The sequence below is a fragment of the Nocardioides immobilis genome (assembly GCF_003515065.1).
GTDB lineage: Bacteria > Actinomycetota > Actinomycetes > Propionibacteriales > Nocardioidaceae > Nocardioides > Nocardioides immobilis.
The window spans coordinates 113,429-140,366 of record NZ_QXGH01000025.1; the positions used below are offsets into that span (position 1 = coordinate 113,429).

General features: G+C 70.3%; 23 protein-coding genes. 5 read left to right on the top strand and 18 right to left on the bottom strand.

Translation table 11 applies throughout. The annotated features are described in order from the left end of the window. Positions 1-14: 14 nt before the first annotated feature. The 4 genes from arc to D0Z08_RS20425 form a co-directional block, all read right to left on the bottom strand. Positions 15-1,757 carry a proteasome ATPase gene (gene arc, locus D0Z08_RS20410; RefSeq protein WP_220454273.1) on the bottom strand — a complete coding sequence of 581 codons (1,743 nt, stop codon included), beginning with the start codon at positions 1,755-1,757 and terminating at the stop codon, positions 15-17. Positions 1,758-1,841: 84 nt separating this feature from the next. Further along, positions 1,842-2,609, bottom strand: a complete 768-nt coding sequence (locus D0Z08_RS20415) for a glutamine amidotransferase (protein WP_245994187.1) — start codon at positions 2,607-2,609, stop codon at positions 1,842-1,844. Beyond that, the gene (locus D0Z08_RS20420) at positions 2,606-3,580 is read right to left on the bottom strand and encodes a tRNA (adenine-N1)-methyltransferase (protein ID WP_425454067.1); all 975 of its coding nucleotides are present in this window, start codon (positions 3,578-3,580) and stop codon (positions 2,606-2,608) included. Before D0Z08_RS20420 ends, D0Z08_RS20415 begins: the two co-directional genes overlap by 4 nt. Before the next feature lie 11 nt (positions 3,581-3,591). Further along, on the bottom strand, positions 3,592-4,746 hold the full coding sequence (locus tag D0Z08_RS20425) for a site-2 protease family protein (RefSeq protein WP_245994193.1): 1,155 nt from the start codon (positions 4,744-4,746) through the stop codon (positions 3,592-3,594). Positions 4,747-4,821: 75 nt separating this feature from the next. Between D0Z08_RS20425 and D0Z08_RS20430 the strand changes: the two genes are divergently transcribed. After that, a complete protein-coding gene (locus D0Z08_RS20430; protein WP_118927108.1) occupies positions 4,822-5,730 on the top strand; it encodes a RecB family exonuclease in 909 nt (302 codons plus the stop codon). Here D0Z08_RS20430 and D0Z08_RS20435 read toward each other — a convergent pair. The 7 genes from D0Z08_RS20435 to metH form a co-directional block, all read right to left on the bottom strand. Beyond that, a complete protein-coding gene (locus D0Z08_RS20435; RefSeq protein WP_245994196.1) occupies positions 5,727-7,427 on the bottom strand; it encodes an ABC transporter ATP-binding protein in 1,701 nt (566 codons plus the stop codon). The genes D0Z08_RS20430 and D0Z08_RS20435 overlap by 4 nt on opposite strands. Continuing rightward, a complete protein-coding gene (locus D0Z08_RS20440) occupies positions 7,411-8,475 on the bottom strand; it encodes an ABC transporter ATP-binding protein (protein ID WP_245994199.1) in 1,065 nt (354 codons plus the stop codon). Before D0Z08_RS20440 ends, D0Z08_RS20435 begins: the two co-directional genes overlap by 17 nt. Beyond that, the gene (locus tag D0Z08_RS20445) at positions 8,472-9,401 is read right to left on the bottom strand and encodes an ABC transporter permease (protein WP_118927110.1); all 930 of its coding nucleotides are present in this window, start codon (positions 9,399-9,401) and stop codon (positions 8,472-8,474) included. Before D0Z08_RS20445 ends, D0Z08_RS20440 begins: the two co-directional genes overlap by 4 nt. Beyond that, the gene (locus D0Z08_RS20450; RefSeq protein ID WP_118927111.1) at positions 9,401-10,441 is read right to left on the bottom strand and encodes an ABC transporter permease; all 1,041 of its coding nucleotides are present in this window, start codon (positions 10,439-10,441) and stop codon (positions 9,401-9,403) included. Before D0Z08_RS20450 ends, D0Z08_RS20445 begins: the two co-directional genes overlap by 1 nt. Before the next feature lie 73 nt (positions 10,442-10,514). Beyond that, positions 10,515-12,140: an ABC transporter substrate-binding protein gene (locus D0Z08_RS20455; protein ID WP_182481407.1), complete on the bottom strand. Its 1,626-nt coding sequence runs from the start codon at positions 12,138-12,140 to the stop codon at positions 10,515-10,517. A gap of 86 nt (positions 12,141-12,226) precedes the next feature. Then, positions 12,227-12,895, bottom strand: a complete 669-nt coding sequence (locus D0Z08_RS20460; protein WP_245994200.1) for an HAD family hydrolase — start codon at positions 12,893-12,895, stop codon at positions 12,227-12,229. A gap of 1 nt (position 12,896) precedes the next feature. Then, positions 12,897-16,652, bottom strand: coding sequence for a methionine synthase (gene metH / locus D0Z08_RS20465; protein ID WP_118927113.1), 3,756 nt, complete (start codon positions 16,650-16,652; stop codon positions 12,897-12,899). 203 nt (positions 16,653-16,855) lie between these two features. Here metH and D0Z08_RS20470 point away from each other — a divergent pair, with 203 nt between their 5' ends. Next, a complete protein-coding gene (locus D0Z08_RS20470) occupies positions 16,856-17,704 on the top strand; it encodes a PAC2 family protein (protein WP_118927114.1) in 849 nt (282 codons plus the stop codon). Between the two features lie 2 nt (positions 17,705-17,706). On the opposite strand, the gene mshC is transcribed toward D0Z08_RS20470, so the two are convergent. Genes mshC through D0Z08_RS20490 form a run of 4 tightly spaced genes read right to left on the bottom strand, consistent with a single transcriptional unit; the run spans position 17,707 to position 21,052 of the window. Beyond that, positions 17,707-18,942 carry a cysteine--1-D-myo-inosityl 2-amino-2-deoxy-alpha-D-glucopyranoside ligase gene (gene mshC, locus D0Z08_RS20475; RefSeq protein ID WP_118927115.1) on the bottom strand — a complete coding sequence of 412 codons (1,236 nt, stop codon included), beginning with the start codon at positions 18,940-18,942 and terminating at the stop codon, positions 17,707-17,709. A gap of 30 nt (positions 18,943-18,972) precedes the next feature. After that, on the bottom strand, positions 18,973-19,728 hold the full coding sequence (locus D0Z08_RS20480; protein ID WP_118927116.1) for an SCO1664 family protein: 756 nt from the start codon (positions 19,726-19,728) through the stop codon (positions 18,973-18,975). Positions 19,729-19,738: 10 nt separating this feature from the next. Then, entirely contained in the window at positions 19,739-20,326 is a 588-nt protein-coding gene (locus D0Z08_RS20485; RefSeq protein ID WP_118927117.1) for a DUF3090 domain-containing protein, read from the bottom strand. A gap of 9 nt (positions 20,327-20,335) precedes the next feature. Next, complete coding sequence (locus D0Z08_RS20490) at positions 20,336-21,052, bottom strand: histidine phosphatase family protein (RefSeq protein ID WP_118927118.1); 717 nt, start codon at positions 21,050-21,052, stop codon at positions 20,336-20,338. Positions 21,053-21,092: 40 nt separating this feature from the next. On the opposite strand from D0Z08_RS20490, the gene corA reads away from it, so the two are divergent. Next, the gene (corA, locus tag D0Z08_RS20495) at positions 21,093-22,076 is read left to right on the top strand and encodes a magnesium/cobalt transporter CorA (protein WP_118927139.1); all 984 of its coding nucleotides are present in this window, start codon (positions 21,093-21,095) and stop codon (positions 22,074-22,076) included. Positions 22,077-22,094: 18 nt separating this feature from the next. Here the strand turns inward: corA and D0Z08_RS20500 are convergent, their stop codons facing one another. After that, positions 22,095-22,919, bottom strand: a complete 825-nt coding sequence (locus D0Z08_RS20500) for an undecaprenyl-diphosphate phosphatase (RefSeq protein ID WP_118927119.1) — start codon at positions 22,917-22,919, stop codon at positions 22,095-22,097. Positions 22,920-22,993: 74 nt separating this feature from the next. Between D0Z08_RS20500 and D0Z08_RS20505 the strand changes: the two genes are divergently transcribed. Then, complete coding sequence (locus D0Z08_RS20505; protein WP_118927120.1) at positions 22,994-23,944, top strand: aldo/keto reductase; 951 nt, start codon at positions 22,994-22,996, stop codon at positions 23,942-23,944. Next, positions 23,944-24,141 (top strand): DUF5703 family protein, encoded by a 198-nt coding sequence (locus D0Z08_RS20510; RefSeq protein ID WP_118927121.1) that lies wholly within the window; start codon positions 23,944-23,946, stop codon positions 24,139-24,141. The genes D0Z08_RS20505 and D0Z08_RS20510 overlap by 1 nt, the downstream gene beginning before the upstream one ends. A gap of 7 nt (positions 24,142-24,148) precedes the next feature. Here D0Z08_RS20510 and D0Z08_RS20515 read toward each other — a convergent pair whose 3' ends face one another. Together D0Z08_RS20515 and D0Z08_RS32695 are read right to left on the bottom strand one after the other, a co-directional pair. Then, a complete protein-coding gene (locus tag D0Z08_RS20515) occupies positions 24,149-25,450 on the bottom strand; it encodes a M20/M25/M40 family metallo-hydrolase (protein WP_118927122.1) in 1,302 nt (433 codons plus the stop codon). Between the two features lie 46 nt (positions 25,451-25,496). Continuing rightward, the gene (locus D0Z08_RS32695; RefSeq protein WP_118927123.1) at positions 25,497-26,762 is read right to left on the bottom strand and encodes a hypothetical protein; all 1,266 of its coding nucleotides are present in this window, start codon (positions 26,760-26,762) and stop codon (positions 25,497-25,499) included. Positions 26,763-26,938 lie beyond the last annotated feature (176 nt).

Consider the following 26,938-nt stretch of genomic DNA (forward strand, 5'->3'; position numbering starts at 1 on the left):
GCCGCCAGGCGGCGTCAGAGGTACTGGCCGGTGTTGGAGACGGTGTCGATCGAGCGCCCGGGCTCGGTGCCCTGCTTCCCGGTGATGAGCGTGCGGATGAACACGATCCGCTCGCCCTTCTTGCCGGAGATCCGCGCCCAGTCGTCGGGGTTGGTGGTGTTGGGCAGGTCCTCGTTCTCCTTGAACTCGTCGACGCAGGCCTGGAGGAGGTGCGAGATCCGCAGCCCCTTCTGGTCGTGGTCGAGGAAGTCCTTGATCGCCATCTTCTTGGCGCGGTCGACGATGTTCTGGATCATCGCGCCCGAGTTGAAGTCCTTGAAGTAGAGGACCTCCTTGTCGCCGTTCGCGTAGGTCACCTCGAGGAACCGGTTCTCCTCGGTCTCGGAGTACATCCGCTCGACCGCCGCGCGGATCATCCCGGTGACGGCGGCCTGCCGGTCGCCGCCGAACTCGGCGATGTCGTCGGCGTGGAGCGGCAGCGAGGCGGTGAGGTACTTGGTGAAGATGTCGCGGGCCGACTCCGCGTCCGGCCGCTCGATCTTGATCTTCACGTCGAGCCGCCCCGGCCGCAGGATGGCGGGGTCGATCATGTCCTCGCGGTTGGAGGCGCCGATGACCAGCACGTTCTCCAGCAGCTCGACGCCGTCGATCTCGCTGAGCAGCTGGGGGACGATCGTGTTCTCGACGTCGGACGACACGCCGGAGCCGCGGGTGCGGAACAGCGAGTCCATCTCGTCGAAGAACACGATGACCGGCGTACCGGCGCTGGCCTTCTCGCGGGCCCGCTGGAAGACCAGCCGGATGTGGCGCTCGGTCTCGCCGACGTACTTGTTGAGCAGCTCGGGGCCCTTGATGTTGAGGAAGTACGACTTCCCCTCGGCGCCGGTCTTGGCCGCGACCTTCTTGGCCAGTGAGTTGGCCACGGCCTTGGCGATCAGCGTCTTGCCGCAGCCCGGCGGGCCGTAAAGCAGGATGCCCTTCGGCGGCTTCAGCTCGTGCTCGGCGAAGAGCTCCGGGTAGAGGTACGGCAGCTCGACGGCGTCCTGGATCATCTCGATCTGGTTGCCGAGCCCACCGATGGTCTCGTAGGTGATGTCGGGGACCTCTTCGAGGACCAGCTCCTCGACCTCGGACTTCGGCACCCGCTCGTAGACGTAGCCGGCCCGCGCGTCGAGCAGCAGCGAGTCGCCGGCGCGGAGAGGCTGGTCCAGGAGCGGCTCGGCGAGCCGGACGACGCGCTCCTCGTCGGCGTTGGCGATGACGAGGACCCGCTCGCCATCGGCGAGCAGCTCCTTGAACATCACGACCTCGCCGACCGTCTCGTAGTCGAACGCGGCGACGACGTTGAGGGCCTCGTTGAGCATGACCTCCTGGCCGCGTCGCAGCTGGTCGAGGTCGACGTTCGGGCTCACGCTGACCCGCAGCTTGCGGCCACCGGTGTGCACGTCGACCGAGTCGTCCTCGTTGCGCTGCAGGAACGTGCCGAAGCCGGCCGGCGGCTGGGCGAGCCGGTCGACCTCCTCCTTCAGCTTCAGGATCTGGTCGCGCGCCTCACGCAGGGTGACGGCCAGCCGCTCGTTCTGGGCCGTGACGGCCGCGAGCGAGCGCTGTGCGTCAGCGAGCCGGAGCTCCATCGAGCGCGACGTCCCGCCCGGGGTCTCGGTCAGTCGATGGCGCAGGTCGTTGATCTCGGCCTCGAGGTAGCGGACCTGCTCCTCGAGCTCTTCGCGACTCTGTCGACGCCCGTCGGCTCCCATGCTCGACATCGGCACACCTCCTGTAGCTCGATACCAACCTACTCGGCAGCCTGTTTCAGGAAAGTGTTCCGCGCCGGGCGTGGGTCACGATTGGATTGCGCCCGCGGATCGGCAGCGGGCAGCGAAGTTGCGCAGGATCGTCATCGGGTGGGTCACCGTGACGGCAGCCGCGGCCGCGCCGAGCGCCTCCTGCTCGGAGGGATCGAAGTAGCCGTGGTGGGCGTAGACGGCGATCCGGGTCAGGATCCCGTCGAGGTCGAGCTCGGGGTGGAACTGGGTCGCGTACACGTTCTGCCCCACCCGGAACGCCTGCACCGGCGCCGCGACGGACGTCGCCAGCGCCACCGCGTGGTCCGGCAGCCGGCTGATCGCCTCCTTGTGCCCGCCGTACGCCGCGAAGGCGCGCGGCAGGCCCGCGAACAGTGGGTCGGCCATCCCCTCGTCGGTGAGCTCGACGCTCACCGGGCCGACCGGTTCGGGCCAGCTCCGGTCGACGATCGCGCCCTGGTGGCGTCCGACGGTGCCGATGCCGTAGCAGGCGCCCAGGAACGGGAAGTCGCGGGCGATGACGATGTCGAGCAGCCGGGCGAGGTCGCGCTCGGCCTGCAGCTGCGCCTCGGACTTCGACTCCTCCGGGTCCGACGCGTTGAAGGCCCCGCCGCCCAGGATGATGCCGGCCCAGTCGTCGAGGTCGATGGCCGGCAGCGGCTCAGCGCCGAGCTCGATCCGGTGCAGCTCCTCCGCGGTGACACCCAGGAACCGGACGAACGAGGCCTGCTCGTTCACGGCGGCCCGTTCCTCGGCGCGGATCGAGAGCAGCAGGAACGGCTTGGCCTGGACGTCCGCCATCATTCCTCCGGCGACTCGTCGACCTGGGCGTCCGCACCGTCCGGTACGTCGGCCCGCGGCCCGGTGTAGTCCGGGCCGTAGGCGCCCGGCGCGGGGCGCCGGGACTTGCGGGGGGCGCGCTCCCCCGGCGCCATCCGGCGGGCGGTGACGAGGAACGCGGTGTGGCCGATCATCTTGTGGCCCGGTCGTACGGCGAGGCCCTCGACGTGCCAGTCACGCACCAGCGACTCCCATGCCGCGGGCTCCGTGAACCCGCCGTGCACCCGGACCGTCTCGACGAACCGGGAGAGCTGGGTGGTGGTCGCGACGTACGCGCAGAGGATGCCGCCGGGCCGGAGGGCGCCGGCAGCGGCGTCGAGGCACTCCCAGGGCGCCAGCATGTCGAGGATGATCCGGTCGCAGTGCTCGCCGGACGCGGGCAGCTCCTCGGCCAGGTCGCCGATGGTCAGCCGCCATGCGGGATGCGGTGCGCCGTCCTCGGCACCGAAGAACTGGCCGACGTTGCGGCGGGCGACGTCGGCGAACTCCTCGCGACGTTCGTACGACGACACCCGCCCGTGCGGTCCGACCGCGCGCAGCAGCGAACAGGTCAGCGCGCCGGAGCCGACGCCGGCCTCGACCACGTGGGCGCCGGGGAAGATGTCGGCCATCGCGACGATCTGGGCGGCGTCCTTGGGATAGACCACGGCCGCGCCCCGCGGCATCGAGACCACGAACTCCGAGAGCAGGGGACGGAACACGAGGTACTCGCCCCCCGCGGAGGAGGTGACGGTGAAGCCCTCCTCGCGCCCGATCATCTCGTCGTGGTCGAGGTGGCCGCGGTTGGAGAAGAAGCGCTTGCCCGGCTCCAGGCTGAAGTTGTGCTTGCGGCCCTTGCTGTCGACCAGCCGCACCCACTCGCCGGCACGCAGCGGCCCGCGGTGGACGCCGGACCACGCCTCGGCGGCGACGTCGCCTGGATCGCGTTGGTTCACGATCGGGGAGCCTATCCAGCCCGGACCGCGCGCTCCACGTCGGCGGTGGCCAGCACGCCGTAGACCGAGCCGTCCGGCTCGACCAGGAGGTACTCGCTGGCGGGTGTGCGCCGGATCGCGTGCAGCAGCTCCGAGCCGGTGATCGTCACCGGCAGCCGCAGGCCCGCCTCGAGCGTCCGGGTCACGGCGGAGACCGCGACCCACGGCCGCCGGTCCTCGGGCATGGCGCGGAGCGCCGCCTCGTCCACCACCCCGAGCGGCCGGCCGTCGGACGACACCGTGACGATGCTCCCGGCCTGGGCGTCCCGGGCGCGCCTGATCGCCTCGGCCAGTGGGAGGTCGTCAGGAACGGCGAGGGTACGACGCGCGAGGTCCCGCGCCACGACCTCGCCGAGCCGGGTCCTGATCCGCGCGGCCGCGATCGCCTGGGACGCACCGGTCCACAGGAACATCGCGATCACGAACGCGAGCACCATGTCGAGCAAGGTGGTCTCGATGTCCGTCACCGACTCCTGGACGAACGGCCACACCAGCACGGCGAGAGCCGTCACCCGGCCGCCCCACCCCGCTGCGACCACGCCGGTGTCGACCCGGCCGGTCAGCTTCCACACCCCGGCCTTGAGTACCCGGCCCCCGTCGAGCGGCAGCCCCGGGACCAGGTTGAGCAGCCCGATCAGGATGTTGGCGCCGGCCAGTCCCTGGACGGTCAGCAGCAGCAGGCCCTCGGGCGTGACGAACCACAGCGCGAGCGCGGCCCCGCCGACCGCGAGCGAGGTGATCGGTCCGACCACCGCGATCCAGAACTCCTGGCGCGGGTTGCGCGCCTCACCCTCGATGGCGGTCACCCCGCCGAGGAAGTGGAGCGTGATCGAGTGCACCTCGAACCCGTAGTGCCGCGCGGCCACCGCGTGCGACGCCTCGTGCAGCAGCACGGCGAGGTAGAGGACGATCGCGAACACCACGCCCACGACGTACTTCCACCCGCCGAGGCCGGGCTGGATCTGCTCCACCCGCGGCGCCATTACGAACGCGATCAGTGCGGCGACCAGGAACCACGACGACGACACGAGCACGTCGCTGCCGGCGATGGTGCCGATGCGGAACGTGCCGCGGGGGCGCGGCGCACGCGGAGGCTGCCGGCCGCTGTCCGGGTCACTGGAGGACACGCGTCGAGGCTATCCAAAGGGTCCGCCTGGGACCGCCTCGGCGCGACTGTCGGAGGTCTGCCCTACCGTCAGATCATGAGTACCCCGACCGTTCCGACCGGCGTCGCGCCCGTCGACCCCTCGGAGCGGGTCGGCACCCGGGTCGACGGCGTCGAGGTGCTCGGAGCGCTGTCGCCGTCGCGCGCCGGCGACTTCCTGGCCTGCCCCTTGCTCTACCGCTTCCGCACCATCGACCGGCTGCCGGAGGCCCCGTCGGTCGATGCCGTCCGCGGGACCGTGGTGCACAAGGTGCTGGAGGACCTCTTCGACCTTCCGGCGGCCGACCGGACGCCGGACCGCGCCGAGGCGATGGTCGTCCCTGCGTGGGAGGCCCTCCTCGATGCCGAGCCTGCACTTGCCTCGCTCTTCCCCGACGGCGACGAGGGCGCGGCGATCGGCTCGTGGCTGGCGTCCTGCCGGTCGGTGCTCGCCCGCTACTTCTCCCTGGAGGACCCGCGCCGGATCGAGCCCGCCGAGCGCGAGCTCTACGTCGAGACCCTCACCGACTCCAAGCTGCTGCTGCGCGGCGTGATCGACCGGGTCGACATCGCGCCCGACGGGGCGATCAGGGTGGTGGACTACAAGAGCTCCCGGTCGCCCAGCGCGGAGTTCGAGGGCAAGGCGCTGTTCCAGCTCAAGTTCTACGCGCTGGTCATCTGGCGCACGCGCGGTGTGATCCCGAAGCGGCTCCAGCTGGTCTACCTCGCCAACGCCGAGATCCTCAGCTACGACCCCGACGAGCACGACCTGCTCGCGACCGAACGCAAGGTGCAGGCGATCTGGTCCGCGATCCGGCAGGCGCAGGAGACCGGTGACTGGCAGCCGAGCCCCGGCCCGCTGTGCAAGTGGTGCTCACACCAGGCGCTCTGCCCGGCGTACGGCGGCACTCCCCCGCCGCTGCCGGCAGCGCCGGAGAGCGACGTCTCCCCTCCAGCGCCGGGCTAGCGACACCAGGTGCTGTCGACCCGCTCGCTCTGGCACGGAGAGACCGCGACCAGCAGCGACGACCCGTGCAGGAACTGGAGCACGCCCAGCAGTGCGACCACCACGCCGACCGCCTTCCACCACGGGGCCCGCTCGGCACCGCCGCCCTTCGTGAGGAGCGCCCAGCCACAGCCGAAGGCCACGACGCCACCGAGGATGCCCAGCACGTTGATGCGGCTGTAGCTCGTGAGCACCCCGTTCTGCACGAACTCCCTGGTGATACCGGCGAAGGCCACGAACGGCAGCAGGGCGGCGATCAGGCCGACCACCGTGAGGCCGACCGTGCGGCGGTTGATGCCCGCACTCACCGGTTCCGGTGGCGGAGGCGGGCGGTCGCGGTCAGACTCCGCTGCCTCGACGCCGGTCGGCTCGTCCGGGTAGAGCACGCAGGCGACCTGCACTTCTCCCGCGCGCCGCAGGGCGGGGTCGACCCCCTCGCGGAACTGCACCCGGACGCCCGATCCGACGTCGTTGATCGCGTCGATGCCGCCCCAGATCGGCTCGTCGGGCTTCTCGGCCCGGACCCGGTCGAGGAAGACCCGCGTCTCCGCGGAGCCGGCGGATCCGATCGTGGCCCCGGTCGTCGGCTTGTCGAGGTGGTCGAGGTCGCCGACGATCGACCGCTCCCCGGCGTACTCCTCGGCTGAACGCCGGGTCCAGTGCCCCTCGATCAGCGCGCGGAGGTCCCGCGACTCCCAGCCACAGATCGGCGTCGCCTCGTTGCAGCGCGGGTGGAACGCACAGCCGAACGGCGGCGACGCCGCGTCCGGCACCTCGCCACGCGGCAGGTCCCGGGGCAGCTGCCGGCCCGGGTCGGGATCCGGGATCGCGCGCAGCAGCGCCTTCGTGTACGGATGGCGCGGGTTGGCGAAGATCTCCTCGGTCGGCCCGATCTCGACGACGCGCCCGAGGTACATGATCGCGATCCGGTCGCAGAAGAACTTGGCGCTGGCCAGGTCGTGGGTGATGTAGACGTAGGTCAGGCCGAGGTCCTGCTTCAGGTCGAGCATCAGCTGGAGGATCTTGGCCCGCACCGACATGTCGAGCATCGAGATGGGCTCGTCCGCGACCAGCACGCTCGGACCGGTGATGATCGCCCGCGCCAGCACCACCCGTTGCTTCTGGCCGCCGGAGAGGTCGCGGGGGTACTTCTCGAGGAACAGCTCGACCGGGGAGAGCCCGACCCGCTCGAGCGCGTCGATGACCTTGGTCCGGCGCTCGCTCGCCGAGCGCATCCCGTGCACCCGCAGGGCGTCACCGACCGCCTCCTCGACGGTCATCGCCGGGTTGAGGGCGGCGCTCGGGTCCTGGAACACCATCTGGATGTCGCGGCGGAGCGCCCGTAGCCGTCGCCCGCTCAGGTCGGCGAGGTCCTGGCCCTCGAACTCGATCGAGCCCTCGGTCGCCGGGGCCAGCCCCAGCAGTGCCCGCCCCAGCGTGGACTTCCCGCTGCCGCTCTCACCGACCAGACCCACGACCTCACCCCGGCGCAACGTGAGGTTGATGCCGTCGACGGCCTTCACGGTGCCCGCGTCGCTGCCGATCAGCCTGGCCAGGCTCCCCCCGCGGAGGCCGTAGTGCACCGAGAGGTCGCGGATGTCGACGATGGGCTCGGTGGACGGCCAGGCCATCGTCGAGGTCTCAGGCTTCGTCGGCAACGGTCAGCTCCTCCTGCTTCAGGCGCTGCTTGCCGCCGGGCGGGATCTCGTCCTCCGGCCCCACGAGCCAGCACTCGACCCGGCCACCGCGTGGGCGCTCGATGTTGACCGGGTTGCGGGTCGCGCACACCGCCATCGCCTCGGGGCACCGCGGGTGGAAGCGACAGCCGTCTGGCGGGTCGACCAGGTCGGGCGGCGCTCCCGGGATGAAGTTGAGCCCGGTCGTCCGCAGCGAGATCGTCGAGCGCAGGAGCTCCCGGGTGTAGGGGTGCTGCGGGTTCTCGAAGACGTCGGCGACCCGCCCCTGCTCGACGATCCGGCCGGCGTACATGACGGCGACCCGGTCGCAGGCCTCCGCGACGATGCCGACGTTGTGGGTGATCAACAGCAGCGACGTGTTGAAGTTGCGCCGCAGGTCGTTGAGGATCTGGACGATCTGGGCCTCGACGAGCACGTCGAGCGCCGTCGTCGGCTCGTCCGCGACGACGAACGACGGCTTCAGGACCAGCGCCATCGCGATCATCAGCCGCTGGCGCATGCCGCCGGAGAACTCGTGCGGGTACGACCGGTAGCGGGTCGGCGGGATCCCCATCAGGCGCAGCGCGTCGAGTGCGCGCTGCTTGATCTCGTCCTTCGTCAGGCTCGGGTCGTGCTGCTTGATCGACTCCTGGAAGTGGTCGGAGATCCGCATCAGCGGGTTCAGCCGCGTGAGCGGCTCCTGGAAGATCATGCCGAGGTGACTTCCCCGCAGGCGGTAGGAGTCCTTGGGGCGCATCGACAGGATGTCCTTGCCCTCGAACCACACCTCGCCGTCGCGCTTCGCCCCCTTCGGCAGCAGCCCCATCAGGCCGCGCCCGAGGGTGGACTTGCCGCACCCGGACTCGCCGACCAGGCCGAGCGTCTCGCCGGGCGCGAGGTCGAAGCTGACACCGTCGACGGCGCGGATCGCGCCGCGGGTCGTGCCGTACCAGACGCGGACGTCGCGTGCCGAGATCACCGGCTCGCGGCTCATCTCCAGGCTCATCGCGTTGCTCATCTCGATGCTCATCGCTCCTCCCGGGCCGGCATGTGGACCGGCAGCAGACGTCGGACGCGCAGCGTCGGGTTGATGGTCTCGTTCAGGCCCTCGCCCACGAGGGTCAGTCCGGTCACCAGCAGCACGATCGCCAGGCCCGGGTAGAGGCCCGTCCACCAGACGCCGGACCCGGCGTCCTCCAGGGCGCGGTTGAGGTCGTGGCCCCACTCGGCCGCGTCGGTCGACTGGATGCCGAGGCCGAGGAACCCGAGACCGGCGAGCGTGAGGATCGCGTCGGCCGCGTTCAGCGTCCCGATCACCGGCACGCTCTGCACGACGTTCTGGAACAGGTAGCGCCGCATGATGACGAAGTCGCTGGCGCCGATGGCGCGCGCAGCCTCGACGTACGTCGCCTCTTTCGCGCTGACCGTGGTGTTGCGGACCACCCGGTAGTACTGCGGGATGTAGATCGCCGACAAGGAGAGCGCCACGGCAAGGACGCTGCCCCCCAGGATGTCGGTGAGCAGGAACGAGAAGACGATGGCCAGGAGGAACGACGGGAACGCGAACAGTGCGTCCATGACCAGCAGCAGGATGCGGTCGAACCAGCCGCCGTAGTAGCCCGAGACGAGCCCCAGCGGGACACCCACGACGACGCAGATCAGGATCGACAGCAGCACGACCTGGATCGCAGTCCGGGCGCCCCAGATGGTGCGGGAGAACACGTCGAAGAACAGGCGGTCGGTCCCGAACAGGTGGTCGCCGCTCGGCGGACCCGCTTTGGGGAACCGCACGCCCTCGGCCGAGGCCTGGGCGAAGCCGTACGGCGCGAGCAGCGGGGCGAAGATCGCGCAGATGACGAAGATCGCCGTGATGACGATCCCCGCCACGAGCATCCACCGGGCCGTGCCGGTGGTGTCGGTGAACGGCTTGGCCATGGCGCGGAGAACCTTGCGCATCAGTACCTCACCCGGGGGTCGATGAGCGCGTTCACGATGTCGACGACGACGCTGATCACCACGACGGCCACCGCGAAGACCGTGACGATGCCTTGCACCGCCACGTAGTCGCGTTCGTTGATGTAGCCGACCAGCTTGTCGCCGAGTCCGGGCCAGTTGAAGGTCGTCTCGGTCAGCACGGCACCACCCAGCAGGAGCGCGAACTGGAGCCCGATCACCGTGATCACCGGCACCAGCGCGTTGCGGAAGGCGTGCCGCCAGGTGACCTTGGTCGGGGCGATGCCGCGCGCCTCCGCAGCCTCGACGTAGTCGCTCTGCATGGTCTGGAGGATGTTGACCCGCACCAGGCGGATGAACACGCCGCAGATCAGCAGCCCGAGCGTCACCGCGGGGAGAGCCAGGTGCTTGAGGACGTCCTCGATGTAGTAGCTGTTGCCGCTGAGGAAGACGTCGATCAGCAGGATGTGGGTGCGGTTGAGCCCGTCCCGTTCCATGTAGAAGACCGTCTCGACCCCGGCCGCTCCCGAGGTCGGGAGCCCGAGGGGCCCCGCCACGTAGGCCTGCAGCAGGTAACCGACGAAGAAGATCGGCGCGGCGTAGCTCAGGATGCCGAAGAGGCGGATCAGCACGTCCGGGACGGTGTCGCGGTAGCGGCCCGCGATGAGGCCCAGCGGGATGCCGACGAGCAACGCGATCACGAAGGCTGCCAGGGTCAGGCTGAGCGTCGCGCCGCCGTTGTCGCGCACGACCTCCAGGACGTCCTGGTTGTCGCTGAACGTGGTCCCGAAGTCCAGGCGGACCACCGAGACGAGGTAGTCCCAGTACTGGACCACGATCGGGTCGTTGAACCCGAGGGCCTCACGCCGCTGGTCCAGGGCCTCGTCGTCGAGTCGGTCCCCGAGCGCCGCCGACACGGGGTCGCCGGGCGCCACTCTCAACACGACGAAGACCAGGGTGAGGATCACCCAGATCATCGGGAGGACGAGCAGCACCCGCTGCAGGATGTAGCGCGGCAGCGAGCCGGATGCAAAGCGAGTCATGGCATTCGCCTCAGCGCGCGCCGCGTGGGGAGGAACCTCGCGGTTCTCTCCCCACGCGCCCGCGCTCGAGCGATCAGGAGCTCTTGCTCACCAACCAGAACCGGAAGATGAACGACGGGTCCAGGGTGTCTTCCACGCCCTCCATGCCGGGACCGTAGACGCCGATGTTCTTGCCCACCCACGACGGGATGAACGGCACGTCCTCGGCGACGAGCTGCTGCAGCTGCCCGAACGCCTCTTCGCGGGCCGCCGGGTCCTCGCTGCCCTGCTCCGCCTCGACGAGCTGGTTGGCCTGCTCGCTCTTGTAGCCGTTCTGGAAGAAGCCACCGTCGACGACGAACGGGGACAGGTAGGTGTCAGCGTCCGGGTAGTCGGGGAACCAGCCGAGGATGAAGAGGTCGTAGGCGCCCTCCTTGTAGATCGTCTGGTACTGCTCCCACTCGGTGCTCTTCAGGTCTACCTCGAACAGGCCGCTCTCCTCGAGCTGCCGCTCCACCTCGTTGGCCTCGTCCTCGGTGGCCGGGCCGTAGTGGGTCGGGGTCCAGCCGACCGTCAGCTGGACGGGGGTGTCGATGCCGGCGTCCTCGAGGATCTGAGCAGCGGCCTCCGGGTCCGGCTCGCCGTACTTCTCCTGGAAGGCGTCGACCTGGCCGGCGTATCCCGGCGGGACGATCGAGTAGAGCGGGTCGACGGTGCCGTCATAGGCGTTCTCGGCGATTGCCTCACGGTCGAAGACCTGGGCGGCTGCCTGGCGGACCGCCGCCTGCTTGCCGACCTGGCTGTCGACCTTCCAGACCCAGTAGCGGATCTCGGCGCCCTCACCCGTGGCGACGGTGACGTCGTCGTTGCCTTCGAGGTCCGCGATGTCGGTCGGGCTGAGGCTGCGCCAAGCCACGTCGACCTCACCGGCTTCGGCGGCCAGCTTGAGCGCCGATGCCTCGGAGAAGTACTTGATGAAGACCGTAGGAGCCAGGGCCGTGTTCTCGCCGGTGTACTCCTCGTTGGCCTCGAGCGTCGCCTGGACGCCGGACTCGTACTGGCTCAGCTTGTAGGGACCGGAGCCGACGACGTCCTCGTCGGCCAGCTTCTCGTCGGCCGGGAACGTCTCCTCGTCGACGATGGCGCCCGCACCGGGGTAGGTGAGGACGTACTGGAACGTCGTGTCGGGCTGGTCGAGGTGGAAGATGACCGTGGTGTCGTCCGGCGTCTCGATCGCGTCCGGGTTGAGGGTGACCGTGCCGTCTTCTGCGGTGTCGGTGATGCTGCCGAGCAGGTAGATCGCGGCGCCGTTGGGGTCCTGGACCTTGATCGAGCGCTCGAAGCTGTACTTCACGTCGGACGACGTGAGGTCGTTGCCGTTGGAGAACTTCAGCCCCTCGTTGAGGGTGCAGGTGAGCGTCTGGGGGTCGTCGTAGACGCACTCGGTCGCCGCGTCGCCGACGATCTCGTTGGACTTCGCCGGCACCGTCACCAGCGTCTGGTAGAGGTTGTACTCCAGTGTCGAAGACCCGAGGTCGTAGGACCCTGCGGGGTCCAGCGCGGTCACGGTGTCGGTCGTGCCGAGGGTCCACGGCACCCCGGTCTCGCCTCCCTCTCCGCCCGAACCGCCGTTGCCACCGCCTGGCTCGTCGTCACCACAAGCCGCGAGACTGACTGCCAGAGCTCCCGCTCCGACGAGCGCGAAGAACTTCCGGTTCACGTGTGCCACCTCAACATCGCTCAAGCAGTCCCCGCGGGTCGGGGGCCGGACTCCTCGCGGAAGATACTCCGGGCAGCAGATGTCGGCTAGGGAAGATCCCTCGCTGCCATGTTTCGATCCGGCAACGTTTTCAGCACGGCCGGGGTGACACCGACGAGCGAGTCGAGGAAGGTACGGCGCTCCCCCGGCGGCACCGCGACGTGGTTGGGGACGACCAGGACCTGGCATCCAGCGGCTGCCGCGGACGTCGCACCGGTCGGCGAGTCCTCGATCGCCACGCACTCGTCCGGCTCGACGCCGAGCGCCGCGGCCGCCGTCAGGTAGGGCTCCGGGTGGGGCTTGCCCTGGTCGACCTGGTCGCCGGTGACGACGACGCGGAACGTCTCCGGAGGCAGGTGCTCGAGGATCGGCGCGACGAACCGCTGGTACGACATCGTCACCAGGCCGCACGGCACACCGACGTCCTTCAGGGCCAGCAGCAGCTCCCGGGCACCCGGGCACCAGGGCACCGCGTGCTGGACCCGCGCGACGACGCCGTCGAGCAGCCGCTCGACGATCTCCTCGGCGCTGAGCGGGATCCCGGTCCGCTCGCGGATGTAGTGCCCTGAGGAGATCAGGCTGTTGCCGACCAGGTGTTTCGCGTCCTCGGTCGTCCAGGTCGCGCCGTACTCCTCGGCCAGCTCGACCTCGGTCGCCATCCAGTACGGCTCGGTGTCGACGAGCGTGCCGTCCATGTCCCAGAGGACAGCCTTCACGTCAGTCCTCGGGGTCGTATCCGAGGTTCGGCGAGAGCCACCTCTCGGTCTCGGCGAGGGTCCACCCCTTGCGCTCGGCGTAGTCGGCGATCTGGTCGCGACCGAGCCTGCCCACGACGAAGTACTGCGCCTCCGGGTGGCTGTAGTAGATGCCGGACACTGCGGCACCGGGCCACATCGCCATCGACTCGGTCAGCTCGATGCCGGAGTTGGCCTCGACGTCGAGCAGCTCCCAGATCGTCTGCTTCTCGGTGTGGTCGGGGCAGGCCGGGTAGCCGGGCGCCGGACGGATGCCGGTGTACTTCTCGGCGATCAGGTCCTCGTTGCTGAGCTGCTCCTCGGGCACGTGCGCCCAGAACTCGGTGCGTACCCGCTGGTGGAGTCGCTCGGCGAACGCCTCGGCCAGCCGGTCGGCGAGTGCCTCGAGGAGGATCGCCGAGTAGTCGTCGAGCTCCTCCTTGAAGGCCATGATCCGATCCGTCACGCCGAGGCCGGCGGTCACCGCGAAGGCCCCGACCCAGTCGGTGCCGCCCGCGAGGTCGGCGTCGACGGGGGCGACGTAGTCCGCGAGGGACCGGTTGGGGATGCCCTCACGGTGCTTGCCCTGCTGGCGCAGCTGGTGGAGGGTCGCTCGCACCTCGGCGCGGCTCTCGTCGGTGTAGACGAGGACGTCCTCGCCGGTGCTCGCGGCGGGGAACAGCCCGTAGACGCCGTTGGCGGTGACCCACTTCTCGGCGATCATCCGGTCGAGCATGACCTGGGCGTCGTCGTAGAGCTTGCGCGCGGTCTCACCCGTCGTCGGGTTGTTGAGGATGTCCGGGAACTTCCCCTTCATCTCCCACGCGTTGAAGAACGGCTGCCAGTCGATGTACTCGCGCAGCTCGGCGAGGTCGTAGTCCTTCAGGACGTGGACCCCGGGCGTCGCCGGCTGGGGCGGCGCGTAGCCCGTCCAGTCGATCGGCGTGGCGTTCGCCTTCGCGTCCGCGAAGGGGAGCTGGGGACGCTCCGACTTCTGCGAGTGGCGCACCCGCAGCGAGTCGTAGTCGGCCTTCACCTCGGCCAGCAGCGTCTCGCGACGCTCGTCGTGGAGCAGCGCGGCAGCCGTCGGGACCGAGCGCGAGGCGTCCTTGACCCAGACGACGGGACCGTCGTACTTCGGGTCGACCTTGACCGCCGTGTGGGCGCGCGAGGTCGTCGCGCCGCCGATGAGAAGCGGGATCTCGAGGCCCAGCCGCTGCATCTCGGTCGCCATGGTGACCATCTCGTCGAGCGACGGCGTGATCAGGCCGGACAGGCCGATGATGTCCGCGTTGTGCTCCTTCGCCGCGTCGAGGATCTTCTGGGCGGGCACCATCACCCCGAGGTCGATGACCTCGAAGTTGTTGCACTGCAGCACCACGCCGACGATGTTCTTGCCGATGTCGTGCACGTCGCCCTTGACCGTCGCCATGATGATCGTCCCGTTGGTCTCCTTGGCCGTGGCGAGCTCCGGGTTGTCGATCTTCTCCTGCTCGATGAACGGGATCAGGTAGGCGACCGCCTTCTTCATCACCCGGGCGGACTTCACGACCTGCGGGAGGAACATCTTGCCGGCGCCGAACAGGTCGCCGACGACGTCCATGCCGGACATCAGCGGCCCCTCGATCACCTCGATCGGGCGACCGCCGCGCGCAGCGATCTCCTTGCGCAGCTCCTCGGTGTCGGCCTCCACGTAGGCGTCGAGCCCCTTGACCAGGGCGTGCGTGATCCGCTCGCCCACGGGCAGGTCGCGCCACTCCTCGGTCGCGGCCTCGGCCTTCTCGCCGGTGCCGCGGTGCTGCTCGGCGAGGCCGAGGAGCCGCTCGGTGGCGGCGAGCGAGTCGTCGGTGCGGTTGAGCACGACGTCCTCGATGGCGTCACGGAGCTCGGGGTCGATCTCGCTGTAGGGAACGAGGGCACCGGCGTTGACGATGCCCATGTCGAGGCCGGCCTCGATCGCGTGGAAGAGGAAGACCGCGTGGATCGCCTCGCGGACCGGGTTGTTGCCCCGGAAGCTGAAGCTCACGTTGGAGATGCCGCCCGAGACCTTGGCGCCCGGCAGGCTCTGCTTGATCCACCGGGTGGCCTCGATGAAGTCGACGCCGTAGGTGGCGTGCTCCTCGATGCCGGTCGCGACCGCGAACACGTTCGGGTCGAAGATGATGTCGTCGGCCGGGAACTGCACCTGGTCGACCAGGATCCGGTAGGCGCGCTCGCAGATCTCCTTGCGGCGCTCGAGGTTGTCGGCCTGGCCGTCCTCGTCGAACGCCATCACCACGGCCGCAGCGCCGTACTTCTTGCAGAGGCGCGCCTGCTCGATGAACTTCTCCTCGCCCTCCTTCATGGAGATCGAGTTGACGATCGGCTTGCCCTGGACGATCTTCAGTCCGGCCTCGATCACCTCCCACTTGGAGGAGTCGACCATCACCGGGACCCGGCTGATGTCGGGCTCGGACGCGACCAGCTTGGTGAACCGGTCCATCGCGGCGACGCCGTCGATCATGCCCTCGTCCATGTTGATGTCGATGAGCTGCGCACCGGCCTCGACCTGCTGCGCGGCGACGGACAGGGCGGTGTCGTAGTCACCGTCCTTGATCAGGTTGCGGAACTTCGCCGAGCCGGTGATGTTGGTGCGCTCACCGACGTTCACGAACAGGCTGTCCTCGGCGATGGTGAACGGCTCGAGGCCGGACAGCCGCAGCGCGGGTACGGCGACCACGGGCTCGCGACGCTGCTTGCCCTCGACGGCGCGGGCGATGGCGGCGATGTGCGCTGGCGTCGTACCGCAGCAGCCGCCGAGGATGTTGACGAACCCGGCCTCGGCGAACTCCTTGACGATTCCTGCGGTGTCCTCGGGCGTCTCGTCGTACTCACCGAACGCGTTGGGCAGTCCGGCGTTCGGGTAGGCCGAGACGAACGTGTCGGCGAGCCGGGACAGCTCGGCGACGTAGGGTCGCATCTCCTTGGCGCCGAGCGCGCAGTTGAGGCCGACCGCGAGCGGCTCGGCGTGACGCACGGAGTCCCAGAACGCCTCGGTGACCTGGCCGGACAGGGTCCGGCCGGAGGCGTCGGTGATGGTCCCGGAGATGACCACCGGCCAGCGGCGGCCGGTCTCCTCGAAGAGGGTCTGTACCGCGAAGATCGCGGCCTTCGCGTTGAGGGTGTCGAAGATCGTCTCGATGAAGATCAGGTCGGACCCGCCGTCGACGAGGCCACGGGCGGCGGTCAGGTACGCGTCGACGAGCTGGTCCCACGAGACGTTGCGGGCGCCGGGGTCGTTGACGTCGGGGCTGATCGACGCGGTGCGGGTGGTGGGGCCGAGTGCGCCGGCGACGTACCGCGCCGTGCCGGTCGCGGCGGCGACGTCGTCGCAGGCGGCGCGGGCCAGCTTGGCCGACTCGACGTTGAGCTCGTAGGCGAGCTCCTCCATGCCGTAGTCGGCGAGGGAGATCGCGTTCGAGTTGAACGTGTTGGTCTCGATGATGTCGGCGCCGGCCTCGAGGTACTCGCGGTGGATGCCGGCGATGATCTGCGGCTGCGTGATCGAGAGCAGGTCGTTGTTGCCGACGAGGTCGGACTCCCAGTTCGCGAACCGCTCGCCGCGATAGCCGGCCTCGTCCGGCCGGTCACGCTGGATGGCGGTGCCCATGGCGCCGTCGAGGATCACGATCCGCTCGCGCAGCAGTGCGGTGAGCTCGTCGGTCGCGTCCGGCCGCCAGTCGTGGGAACCCGATGCCATGTCACACCCTTCCGTCACGGAAGGCGCCCTTGGTAGTTCGCCGAGCGTGGCGGACCCTCCGGTGCGGGGATCCGTTGCAACGCCTCTCGACAGCGTCAATGCTAACGGGCACCACCCACCTGGCCACGATTTCCCGAATGCTGGCACACGCACGGGGGCTCCACCCCCGTGGACCCCCGGAAGAGGCGACTAGGCTCGACAAGGTGATGGAGATCGAGGACACGCCGGACCTGGTCCGGCCTTGGGTGATCGCAGCCTTCGAGGGGTGGAACGACGCCGCCGAGGCTGCCTCCGCCGTGGTTGACCACCTGATGGACGTCTGGAACGCGCGGGTCATCGCAGCCATCGATCCCGAGGACTACTACGACTTCCAGGTCAACCGGCCGACCGTGGGCGTCGACGAGAACGGCTTCCGCAAGCTGACCTGGCCGAGCACCCACGTCGCGATCGCCTCTCCCCCGGACCTCGACCACGACGTGATCCTGGTGCGCGGCATCGAGCCCAACATGCGGTGGCGGGGCTTCTGCGCGGAGCTGCTGGCCTGCATCGACGACCTCGGTGGCGAGCTGGTCGTGACCCTGGGCGCGCTCCTCGCCGACTCCCCGCACACCCGGCCGATCCCCGTCACCGGCACTGCCACGGAGCCCGACCTGGTCGACCGGATGAAGCTGGAGCAGTCGACCTACGAGGGCCCGACCGGCATCGTGGGCGTGCTCCAAGACGCATGCATCAAGCTCGACATCCCGGCTGCGTCGTACTGGGCCGCCGTCCCGCACTACGTCGCGCAGCCGCCGTGCCCCAAGGCGACGCTCGCGCTGATCGGACAGATCGAGGAGCTGCTCGGCGTGAGCATCCCGCTGGGCGACCTCCCCGAGGACGCGCGGGCGTGGGAGCGCGGCGTCGACGAGCTGGCCGAGGAGGACGAGGACATCGCCGACTACGTCCGGGCGCTGGAGGAGACCCGGGACACCGCGGAGCTCCCGGAGGCGTCGGGCGAGGCGATCGCACGCGAGTTCGAGCGCTACCTCAAGCGCCGGGGCGAGGACTCCTAGGCTTAGAGCGAGAGGCCGAGCGCGGCGTCGAGCACCGGCAGCAACGTCGCCGCGGCCTCAGGATCGCTGGTGTCGGCGAGGCCGTCGGTGCCCAGCGTCGCCGCCGCCCAGGCGTCGACCGCGGCGGTCGCCCGCGGGGCGTCGAGGTCGTCCGCGAGCGCGGAGAGGATCTCCGACACCACCGGCTCAGCCGGAGCGCCGGCCCCGAGGGCGAGCGCCCGGCGCCACTGCGCGACGTCGTCGACCGCGGCCCACAGCAGGTCGTCGGTCCACTCCCAGTCCTCGCGGTACTGGTGGCGCAGCAGCGCGAGCCGGATCGCAATCGGGTCGATGTCGCTGTTGCGCAGCGCCGAGACGAAGACCAGGTTGCCCCGCGACTTCGACATCTTCTCGCCGTCGTAGCCGACCATGCCGGCGTGCGCGTAGACCCGGGCGTACGGCGCCCCGGTCGCCACCTGGGCGTGACCTGCACACATCTCGTGGTGCGGGAAGACGAGGTCGCTCCCGCCGGCCTGGATGTCGATCGTCGTGTCAAGGTGCTCCAGCGCGATCGCGGCGCACTCGATGTGCCAGCCCGGCCGGCCGGGCCCGAACGGGCTGTCCCAGGCGGGCTCCCCCGGCCGCTCGCCGCGCCAGACGACACAGTCGAGCGGGTCCTTCTTGCCCTCACGGTCGGGATCGCCGCCGCGCTCGGCGAAGAACCGCAGCATCGTCTCGCGGTCGTAGCCCGACTCGTTGCCGAACGCCGGGTCCGCGGCGACGGAGTAGTAGAGGTCGTCCTCGACCCGGTAGACCGCACCGGCGGCCTGGAGCCGCTCGATCAGCGCGATCGCCAGTGGGATCGACTCGACCGCGCCGACGTAGGCGTCCGGCGGCAGCACCCGCAGCGCCTGCATGTCCTGGCGGAACAGCTCGGTCTCGCGCTCGGCGAGCTCCACCCAGTTGACGCCGACCTTGGTCGCGCGCTCGAGCAGCGGGTCGTCGACGTCGGTGACGTTCTGGACGTAGGCGACGTCGTGGCCGGCCAGCCGCCACGCGCGGTTGAGGAGGTCGAAGCCGATGTAGGTGTTCGCGTGACCGAGGTGGGTCGCGTCGTACGGAGTGATCCCGCAGACGTAGAGCGTGGCCGCGCCCTCGGGCGTGATGGTGACCAGGCCACCCGAGGCAGTGTCGTGCACTGCGACCGGCGGTCCCACCACGGACAGCGTCGGCATCTCCGGAGCAGTCCAGGCGCGCATGCGGCGATGCTATCCGCCGAGGTCAGGCGGTCAGAACGGTGGCCACGGGATCGGCGGCCACCCGCCGTACGGACCCGGGAGCTCGCCCCGCGCGAGCAGCCGCTCGGCACGCTGCTCGAGCGCGCGGATCTCGAGATCCGTGAGGTGCTCGCCGAGCCGGTCGCCCAGCTCGCCCCGCACGGCGTCGAGTACGGCGGCCACCGCCGCGCGCTCCTCGTCCGTCAGTGGCGATCCCGCCCATCCCCAGAGCACGGTGCGGAGCTTCGGCTCGTGGTGGAACGTGACCCCATGGTCGACGCCGTACCGGTGTCCGCCCGGCATCGCGAGCACGTGGCCCCCCTTCCGGTCGGCGTTGTTGACCAGCACGTCGAACACCGCCATCCGGCGCAGCGCGGGGGTGTTCTCGTGGACCAGCGTGACGTCACGGTCGCGGTCATCGACCCCGTCGAAGACCGCGAACCAACCGTCGGGCACCCGCCCGGCCCGCACCAGCGTCACCGCCTCCTGCTCGGCGTCGACGTCCTCCCACTCCTGGAGCATCCCGGGCCCGTGCGGCCCCTCGCCGCACCAGGTCCGGGGCACCACGTCCCAGCCGGTTGCGTCGCTCACCAGGAAGGCAGCGACCTCCCGCCCGGCGAGGGTGCCCTCGGGGAAGTCCCAGAGGGGCCGCTCCCCCGCGATCGGCTTGTAGACGACCTCGCGGCCGTCGAGCTCGCCGAGGAAGGTCGCGTTCGACGCGGGCATGATCCGCCCCCGCAGCTCCAGGTGGCCGGTGGGGTCCGCCATCACCGGGACATCACTCCGGGCGGCGCTTGAAGCCGTTGGCGCGCACGCAGAGGTGACCGTCGGGGTCGATCGGCTGACCGCAGAAGGGGCAGTCGGGTCGCCCGGCGCCGACGACGCGCGCGGCGCGCTGCACGAACGCCCGGGCGTGGCCGGCGTCGATCCGGACGACGAAGACCTCCGACGGCTCGGCCTCCTCGAGCGGGATCTCCGACGCGTCCTCGGCGTCGCTGAGCCCGACCAGCTCCTCGCCGACCGGGAAGACCTCGATCACGACCCGCTCCGCCTGGGGATCCCACGACAGCGTCATCGTGCCGGCGCGGAACTCCTCGGCGATGGGGAGGTCGAGGGGCTCCTCGTCGGCGAGCCCCACCGGCGCCACCGCCGGGATGACGGTCGTCGTGTGCGCCTCGGCCATCACCTCGTCGAGCAGCTCGTCGATCCGCTCCGCGAGCGCGGCCACCTGCTGCTTCTCGAGCGCGACGCTCACGACGCGGGCACCGTCACGGGCCTGGAGGAAGAACGTGCGCGCGCCGGGCTCGCCGACGGTGCCGGCGACGAAGCGCTCGGGCGGGTCGAAGCCATGGACGATCGGTGGCATGACCCAACCCTACGAGCCCTCGGTGACCGGGTCGGGTCCGGCGCCGCCGCCCACGGTGCCGCCGGAACGTCGGGTCTTCCTGCCGGCAGGGCGCGCCAACCACGACAGGTCGCCGGCGTGGGTGTTGGAGGCCAGCACGTAGGGCCGGTCCTCGGTGTACTGCACGATCGAGACGGACGCGGGGTCGACGTTGATCCGCTGGAACAGGTCGAGATGCATTCCCAGCGCGTCGGCGAGGACCACCTTGATGATGTCGCCGTGGCTGACCGCCACCCAGACCGCCCCGGGGCCGTGCTCGGCCTCCACAGCGGCGTCGTGGCGTCGTACGGCGTCGACCGCGCGGTTGCGCATCGCGACCATCGACTCGCCGCCGGGGAAGGCCGCCGCCGAGGGGTGGCGCTGGACGGTCGCCCAGAGCTTCTCCTTGGCGAGATCGCGGAGCGGCCGTCCCTGCCACTCGCCGTAGTCGCACTCGGCCAGGCCGCGCTCGGTGACCGGCTTGAGGGCGGTCGCGCGGGCGCCGGCGATCAGCTTCGCGGTCTGCCGGCACCGCTCCTGGGGGCTCGTGACGAGAGCGGCGACGGGGACCGGAGCGATCCGCTCGCCGGCGGCTCCCGCCTGTTGCTGCCCCGTCTCGTCGAGCCGGACGCCTGCGAGCCGTCCGGCAAGGATGCCGGAGGCGTTCGCCGTCGTGCGTCCGTGCCGCACCAGGATCACCGTGGCCACGGTCGCGAGCGTAGCCACCCGGAACCACTACCGTTGCTGTGTGATCGTCGACAGCGCCGTCTACCGCAAGGGAGAGCGTCTCCCCGTCGACTGCCACGTGCACGACTACGAGGCGCTCCGGGCCGCTGCCGCGGAGGGTGAGCACGACTTCGTCTGGGTCGGGCTCTACGAGCCGAACCAGCGCGAGCTCGACGAGATCGCCGAGGCCTTCGGCCTGCACCCGCTCGCGGTCGAGGACGCCGTCGTCGCGCACCAGCGGCCGAAGCTGGAGGTCTACGAGGGCAGCCTCTTCCTCTCCCTCAAGACGCTCTGGTACGTCGACGAGGACGATGCCGTCGAGACCGGTGAGATCAACCTCTTCGTGGGCGAGGACTTCGTGATCACGGTGCGCCACGGGCGCGGCTCGCAGCTGCGGGACGCCCGGCACGACCTCGAGGGCAAGCAGACGGTGCTGAGCCACGGTCCGTCCGCCGTCGTCTACGCCGTCTGCGACACCGTCGTCGACGGCTACCTCGCGGTGATGGAGGAGCTCCAGATCGACGTGGACGAGGTCGAGACCTCGGTGTTCTCGGAGCAGCGCACCAACGACTCCGTGCGGATCTACACGCTGAAGCGCGAGCTCGCAGAGGTACGACGAGCAGTGCTGCCGCTCCGGGAGCCGATGCGCCGGTTCACGGTGGGAGCCGCGCCCGGGATCCTGGCGGAGGCGGGACCGTTCTTCCGTGACGTCGGCGACCACCTCGCCGTCGCCTCGGAGCAGATCGACACCTTGGACTCCCTGCTCTCGACCGCGTTCGACGCCCACGTGGCTCGGATCCAGGTGCAGCAGAACGACGACATGCGCAAGATCTCGGCCGGCGCCGCGATGATCGTGGTCCCGACCCTGATCGCCGGGATCTACGGCATGAACTTCGACCACATGCCCGAGCTGACCTGGACCCTGGGCTATCCGTTCGCGCTGCTGCTCATGGCCGGCGTCATGGGGCTGATGTGGTGGTCGTTCAAGAGGTCCGGCTGGTTCTAGTCCGACTGGCCGAGTGGCTCAGGCGCTCAGGACGCCGGCGGCGAGGAGCACGAGCACGCCGGAGCCGAGCAGCACCCGGTACACGACGAACGGCGCGAGGGTGTGGTGGCTGACGTAGTGCAGCAGCCACGCGATGGCGGCGTACCCGACGACGAAGGACACGACGGTGGCGACGAGGGTCGGTCCCCAGCCGTACATGTTGTCGCCGTGCGGGATCTCCTTCATCTCGAAGATCCCGGCGCCCACCACGGCGGGGATCGCCAGCAGGAACGCGAACCGGGTGACCGCCTCGCGCTCATAGCCAAGGGCCCGGCCCATCGACAGGGTCGCGCCCGATCGGGAGACGCCGGGGACGAGGGCCGCCGCCTGGGCCGCCCCCATGAGGACGGCGTCGCGGACGTTCATCTGCTTGATCCGCTTCTCGTTGCCACCGAGCTTGTCCGCGAGACCCAGCACCAGGCCCATGAAGATCAGCATCGCCGCGATCAGCCACAGGTTGCGGAAGTGCGACTCGATCGTGTCCTTGAGGAACACCCCGAGGATCACGATCGGCAGCGAGCCGATGATGACGAACCAGCCCATCCGGGCGTCGACGTGGCCGCGGTACTCCGCCTTGAACAGTGACAGGGACCAGGTCTTGGCGATCTGCCAGATGTCCTTGCGGAAGTAGACCAGCACCGCCAGCTCGGTCCCGATCTGGATGACCGCCGTGAAGGCCGCGCCCGGGTCGCCCCAGCCGAACAGCTCGGGAAAGATCCGGAGGTGAGCGCTGCTCGAGATCGGCAGGAACTCGGTCAGACCCTGCAGCGTGCCGAGGACCAGCGCTTGCAGGAAGTCCGCCACGGGGACGGATCCTACGGAAAGGTCTTCGGAGTGCCGTCATCCGCCCTGCTGTCGCCACGCACTAGGTTTGCCCCATGCAGGAGCGGTACGTCGGCAGCAGCGGCCTCCGAGTGTCGCGGCTGGGTCTCGGCACGATGACCTGGGGCAAGGACACCGACGAGCACGAGGCCCGCGACCAGCTGATCGCGTTCTGCGAGGCTGGCGGGACCCTGGTCGACACCGCTGCGGGCTACACCGACGGCCGCTCCGAGGAGCTGATCGGCACCCTGATCGGCGACGTCGTACGACGCGACGACGTGGTGCTCGCGACCAAGGCCGGCATTTGGCGGCGCGGGGGTGAGCGCGCCACCGACACCTCGCGCCGGGCGCTCCTCGGCGGACTCGACACCTCGCTCGAGCGCCTCGGCGTCGACCACGTCGACCTGTGGCAGGTCCACATCTGGAGCGACGAAGTGCCGCTCGACGAGACGTTGGCCGCGCTCGACCAAGCGGTGTCCTCGGGCCGCGCGACGTACGTCGGCATCTCCAACTACACCGGCTGGCAGACCGCGCAGGCCGCGACCTGGCAGCGTGCGGGTGTGGGCCGGGCGCCGCTCGTGTCCACGCAGGTCGAGTACTCCCTGTTGAGTCGCGACATCGAGCGCGAGGTGGTGCCCGCCAGCGCCGCTCTCGGTCTCGGGATCCTGCCGTGGTCGCCCCTGGGGCGCGGTGTCCTGACCGGCAAGTACCGCACCGGCATCCCCGGCGACTCGCGCGCCGCCTCCCCCGTGTTCGCCTCGTTCGTGGAGCGCTACCTCGACGAGCGGAGTCGCGGCATCGTCGAGTCCGTGGTCCGCGCGGCCGACGGCCTCGACTGGACCCCGCTCGAGGTGGCGCTGACCTGGGTCCGGGACCGGCCGGGTGTCGCCGCGCCGATCATCGGCGCCCGCACGGCCGCCCAGCTGAAGGGCGCCCTCGGCGTCGAGGCCAAGGAGCTGCCCCCCGAGATCCGAGAGGCCCTCGACGACGTATCGGAGCCGGTCTGATGCGCACCGGCGGGCCCGAGTGGCAGTTCGAGAAGGTCACGTTCTCGCGGGAGTACCCGCGCAACGTGGTCACCAAGCTGCTCGTCGAGCGCGCCGAGCACGGCGGCTGGGAGCTGGTGCGGGTGCGGATCTCGCCCGACGGCACCCGGCGGGTGATCCTGCGCCGCAAGATCATCCGCGCGGTCCGCACCGCCTGAGGGCGGCTCAGATCTCGTCGAGGAACCGGTCCATCACCCGCGCGCCGAACTGGAGCGCGTCCACCGGCACCCGTTCGTCGACGCCGTGGAACAGCGCGGTGAAGTCCAGGTCCTCCGGCAGCCGCAGCGGCGTGAAGCCGTAGGTGCGCATCCCGAGCTTGCGGAAGTGCTTGGCATCGGTGCCGCCGCTCATCAGGAACGGCGCCACCAGCGCGTCGGGGTCCTCCGCGATCAGGCTCCGGGTCATCGCATCGACCAGCGCGCCGTCGTACGGCGTCTCCCACGGCGGCTGGTTGGAGACGTAGTCGATGCTCACGTCCTCGCCGCACAGCTCGGCCAGGGTGCGGAAGAACTCGTCCTCGTAGCCGGGGAGGAAGCGGCCGTCGACGTGCGCGGTGGCCTCGGTCGGTACGACGTTCACCTTGTAGCCGGCGCCGAGCATGGTCGGGTTGGTCGTGTTGCTGAGGACCGCGCCGAGCATCCGGGTGGCGCCGCCGAACTCCTCGACCAGCTCACGCGCGTTCTCGGGCGTCACCTCCGTGCCGGCCAGCTCGCCGACCGTGCCCAGCAGGGTCCGCATCGCCGGGGTCAGCCGCACCGGCCACTCGTAGGCGCCGATCCGGGCAACCGCCTCGGCGATCCGGGTGACCGCGTTGTCCGCGTTGATCATCGACCCGTGGCCGGCGCGGCCGCGGGCGGTCAGGCGCATCCAGGCCATGCCCTTCTCCGCGGCTTCGACCAGGTAGAGCCGACGCCCGCGGACCGTCGTACTGAAGCCGCCGACCTCGCCCACCGCCTCGGTGCAGCCCTCGAACTCCTCGGGGTTGTCGCGCACCATGACCTCCGCGCCGAGGTGGCCGCCGGCCTCCTCGTCGGCGGTGAAGTGCAGCACGATCGGCCGGGCCGGGATCCGGCCCTCCCGCTGCCGCGCGCGGACCACCGCCAGCAGCATCGCGTCGAAGTCCTTCATGTCGACCGCGCCGCGACCCCAGACGCTGAGCCCACCGTGTGGGCAGTCCTGGACCTCGCCGCTGAACGGGTGGACCGCCCAGTCCTCGGCCGCAGCCGGTACGACGTCGAGGTGCCCGTGCAGGAGCAGCGCGTCGGTCCGGGTGCCGTCCCCTCCCCAGCGCGCGAACAGCGATGTCCGTCCGGGGGTGCTCTCGTAGAGCCGGGTCTCGATCCCGACCTCCTCGAGCAGTCCGGCCACGTGCTCCGCCGCCTTGCGCTCCCCCGGCCCGTCGTCCGAACCGTAGTTCGACGTGTCGATCCGGATCAGGTCCCGGCAGATGTCGACGACCTCGTCCATGCGGTCATCCTTGCACCCGGCTGTCGAGCAGGTGCGCGGCGCGCGCTCACCCGCAGCTGATCGGCCGCGGGTCCACCCGGTCGCGCGCTGCTCGCGGGTCCGGACCGGCGCCGCAGTCGATGCGGCGGTCCGCCGTACCGTCCTGCGCCGCCAGGCGGTCTCGCCCGGATCCACCGAGCATCCGGTCGGCGCCTCCCCCGCCGCAGATGTGGTCGTTGCCGCCGGCTCCGCGGATCGTGTCGTTGCCGCCGCGGCCTGCGATCACGTCCGGCCCGCCCGTCCCGACCAGCTCGTCGCTGCCCGCGGTGCCGATCACGGTCGCGGCAGCGCCCTCGCACCTGGCCAGCACGAACGGGCGATCCATCAGGAACGCCCAGATCCGTGCCTCCTGGTCGTCGATCACGTGGCCGCCGCGGTCAACGAGGACGAGCTGGTAGTCGCGGCAGGTCCGCCCATGACCGGACAGGTCGTAGACCCGCGCCCGGCGACCAGCCACCGGATAGGTCTCGCGGAGCACCCCGTTGTTGGCCCCGCCGATCGCGTCGTCGAAGCACCCGTTCTGCTGGGCCCAGAGCTTCATCGGGTAGAAGACGCGCCAGTCGACCGACCAGTCGACCGGGCGGTGGAAGCGGGCCGTGGGAGCGGGGCCGACGGCCGTGTCGTTCGTCCCATGGAGGTGGAGGATCCGCGCAGCCGCGCTGTGCCGGGTCGGGGTGGAGGTTTCGGCCTCGCACGATGCGTCGTCGTCCTCGCAGTAGAGCAGCCCGGCGTTGACGGCGACGGCAGCGATCCGGTCGCGGGTCGACGAGCGCTGCAGCAGGTAGTACGGCATGAAAGCACCCCGCGACGTGCCCCCGACGAAGATCCGGCCCCGGTCGACCGAGGCGCACGCGAGGACGTCGTCGATCACCTTGCTGAGGAACTTGCTGTCGTACGGCGTCCCCGGGACGTCGCCGACCCGGTGGTTCCAGGTCTGACCGGTCCCGTCCGGCGTCACGACGATCGCGCCGTCCGGATCCGTGTGCGGCCAGAACCCCGGGACCATCCCCGAGCCGTCACCACCGTCCCCGTGCAGCCAGATCAGGACCGGCCGGCCGGACGTCGGTGCGCCGGTGGCCGGGACCCGCCAGTAGTAGCGGTGCGTCCGCCCGTCGCCCAGGCCCGACACCGACGTCTGACCGGTCGCAGCGGCCGATCCGCAGATCCCGCCGCCGCGCGCCGCGTCCGGGGGCGCGGCGGACTCCGAGCCCACCGGTGCGGCCAGGCCGACCAGCAGCGCCACGATCGCCGATGCCCGCGCCGCCGCACGCATGGAGACGACGCTAGCCACTTCCGGAGCGTTGTCGGCGCGCTTTCGGACGTGTGATGTCTCAGGACAGCGGTGACTGTTCTGCATCAGGACATCGGTGACACTCCATGTCTCAGGACTTCGGTGACGTTTGGTTGGATCGTGGGCGTTGGCCGCGGGGTTGGCCGTTGCCGACGTAG

Coding starts and splice junctions, on each gene's coding strand:
- arc (WP_220454273.1), bottom strand. CDS start 1,757: ATGGGAGCCGACGGGCGTCGACAGAGTCGCGAAGAGCTCGAGGAGCAG.
- D0Z08_RS20415 (WP_245994187.1), bottom strand. CDS start 2,609: ATGATGGCGGACGTCCAGGCCAAGCCGTTCCTGCTGCTCTCGATCCGC.
- D0Z08_RS20430 (WP_118927108.1), top strand. CDS start 4,822: ATGAGTACCCCGACCGTTCCGACCGGCGTCGCGCCCGTCGACCCCTCG.
- D0Z08_RS20440 (WP_245994199.1), bottom strand. CDS start 8,475: ATGAGCATCGAGATGAGCAACGCGATGAGCCTGGAGATGAGCCGCGAG.
- D0Z08_RS20445 (WP_118927110.1), bottom strand. CDS start 9,401: ATGCGCAAGGTTCTCCGCGCCATGGCCAAGCCGTTCACCGACACCACC.
- D0Z08_RS20450 (WP_118927111.1), bottom strand. CDS start 10,441: ATGACTCGCTTTGCATCCGGCTCGCTGCCGCGCTACATCCTGCAGCGG.
- metH (WP_118927113.1), bottom strand. CDS start 16,652: ATGGCATCGGGTTCCCACGACTGGCGGCCGGACGCGACCGACGAGCTC.
- mshC (WP_118927115.1), bottom strand. CDS start 18,942: ATGCGCGCCTGGACTGCTCCGGAGATGCCGACGCTGTCCGTGGTGGGA.
- D0Z08_RS20480 (WP_118927116.1), bottom strand. CDS start 19,728: ATGGCGGACCCCACCGGCCACCTGGAGCTGCGGGGGCGGATCATGCCC.
- D0Z08_RS20485 (WP_118927117.1), bottom strand. CDS start 20,326: ATGCCACCGATCGTCCATGGCTTCGACCCGCCCGAGCGCTTCGTCGCC.
- D0Z08_RS20505 (WP_118927120.1), top strand. CDS start 22,994: ATGCAGGAGCGGTACGTCGGCAGCAGCGGCCTCCGAGTGTCGCGGCTG.
- D0Z08_RS20510 (WP_118927121.1), top strand. CDS start 23,944: ATGCGCACCGGCGGGCCCGAGTGGCAGTTCGAGAAGGTCACGTTCTCG.
- D0Z08_RS20515 (WP_118927122.1), bottom strand. CDS start 25,450: ATGGACGAGGTCGTCGACATCTGCCGGGACCTGATCCGGATCGACACG.
- D0Z08_RS32695 (WP_118927123.1), bottom strand. CDS start 26,762: ATGCGTGCGGCGGCGCGGGCATCGGCGATCGTGGCGCTGCTGGTCGGC.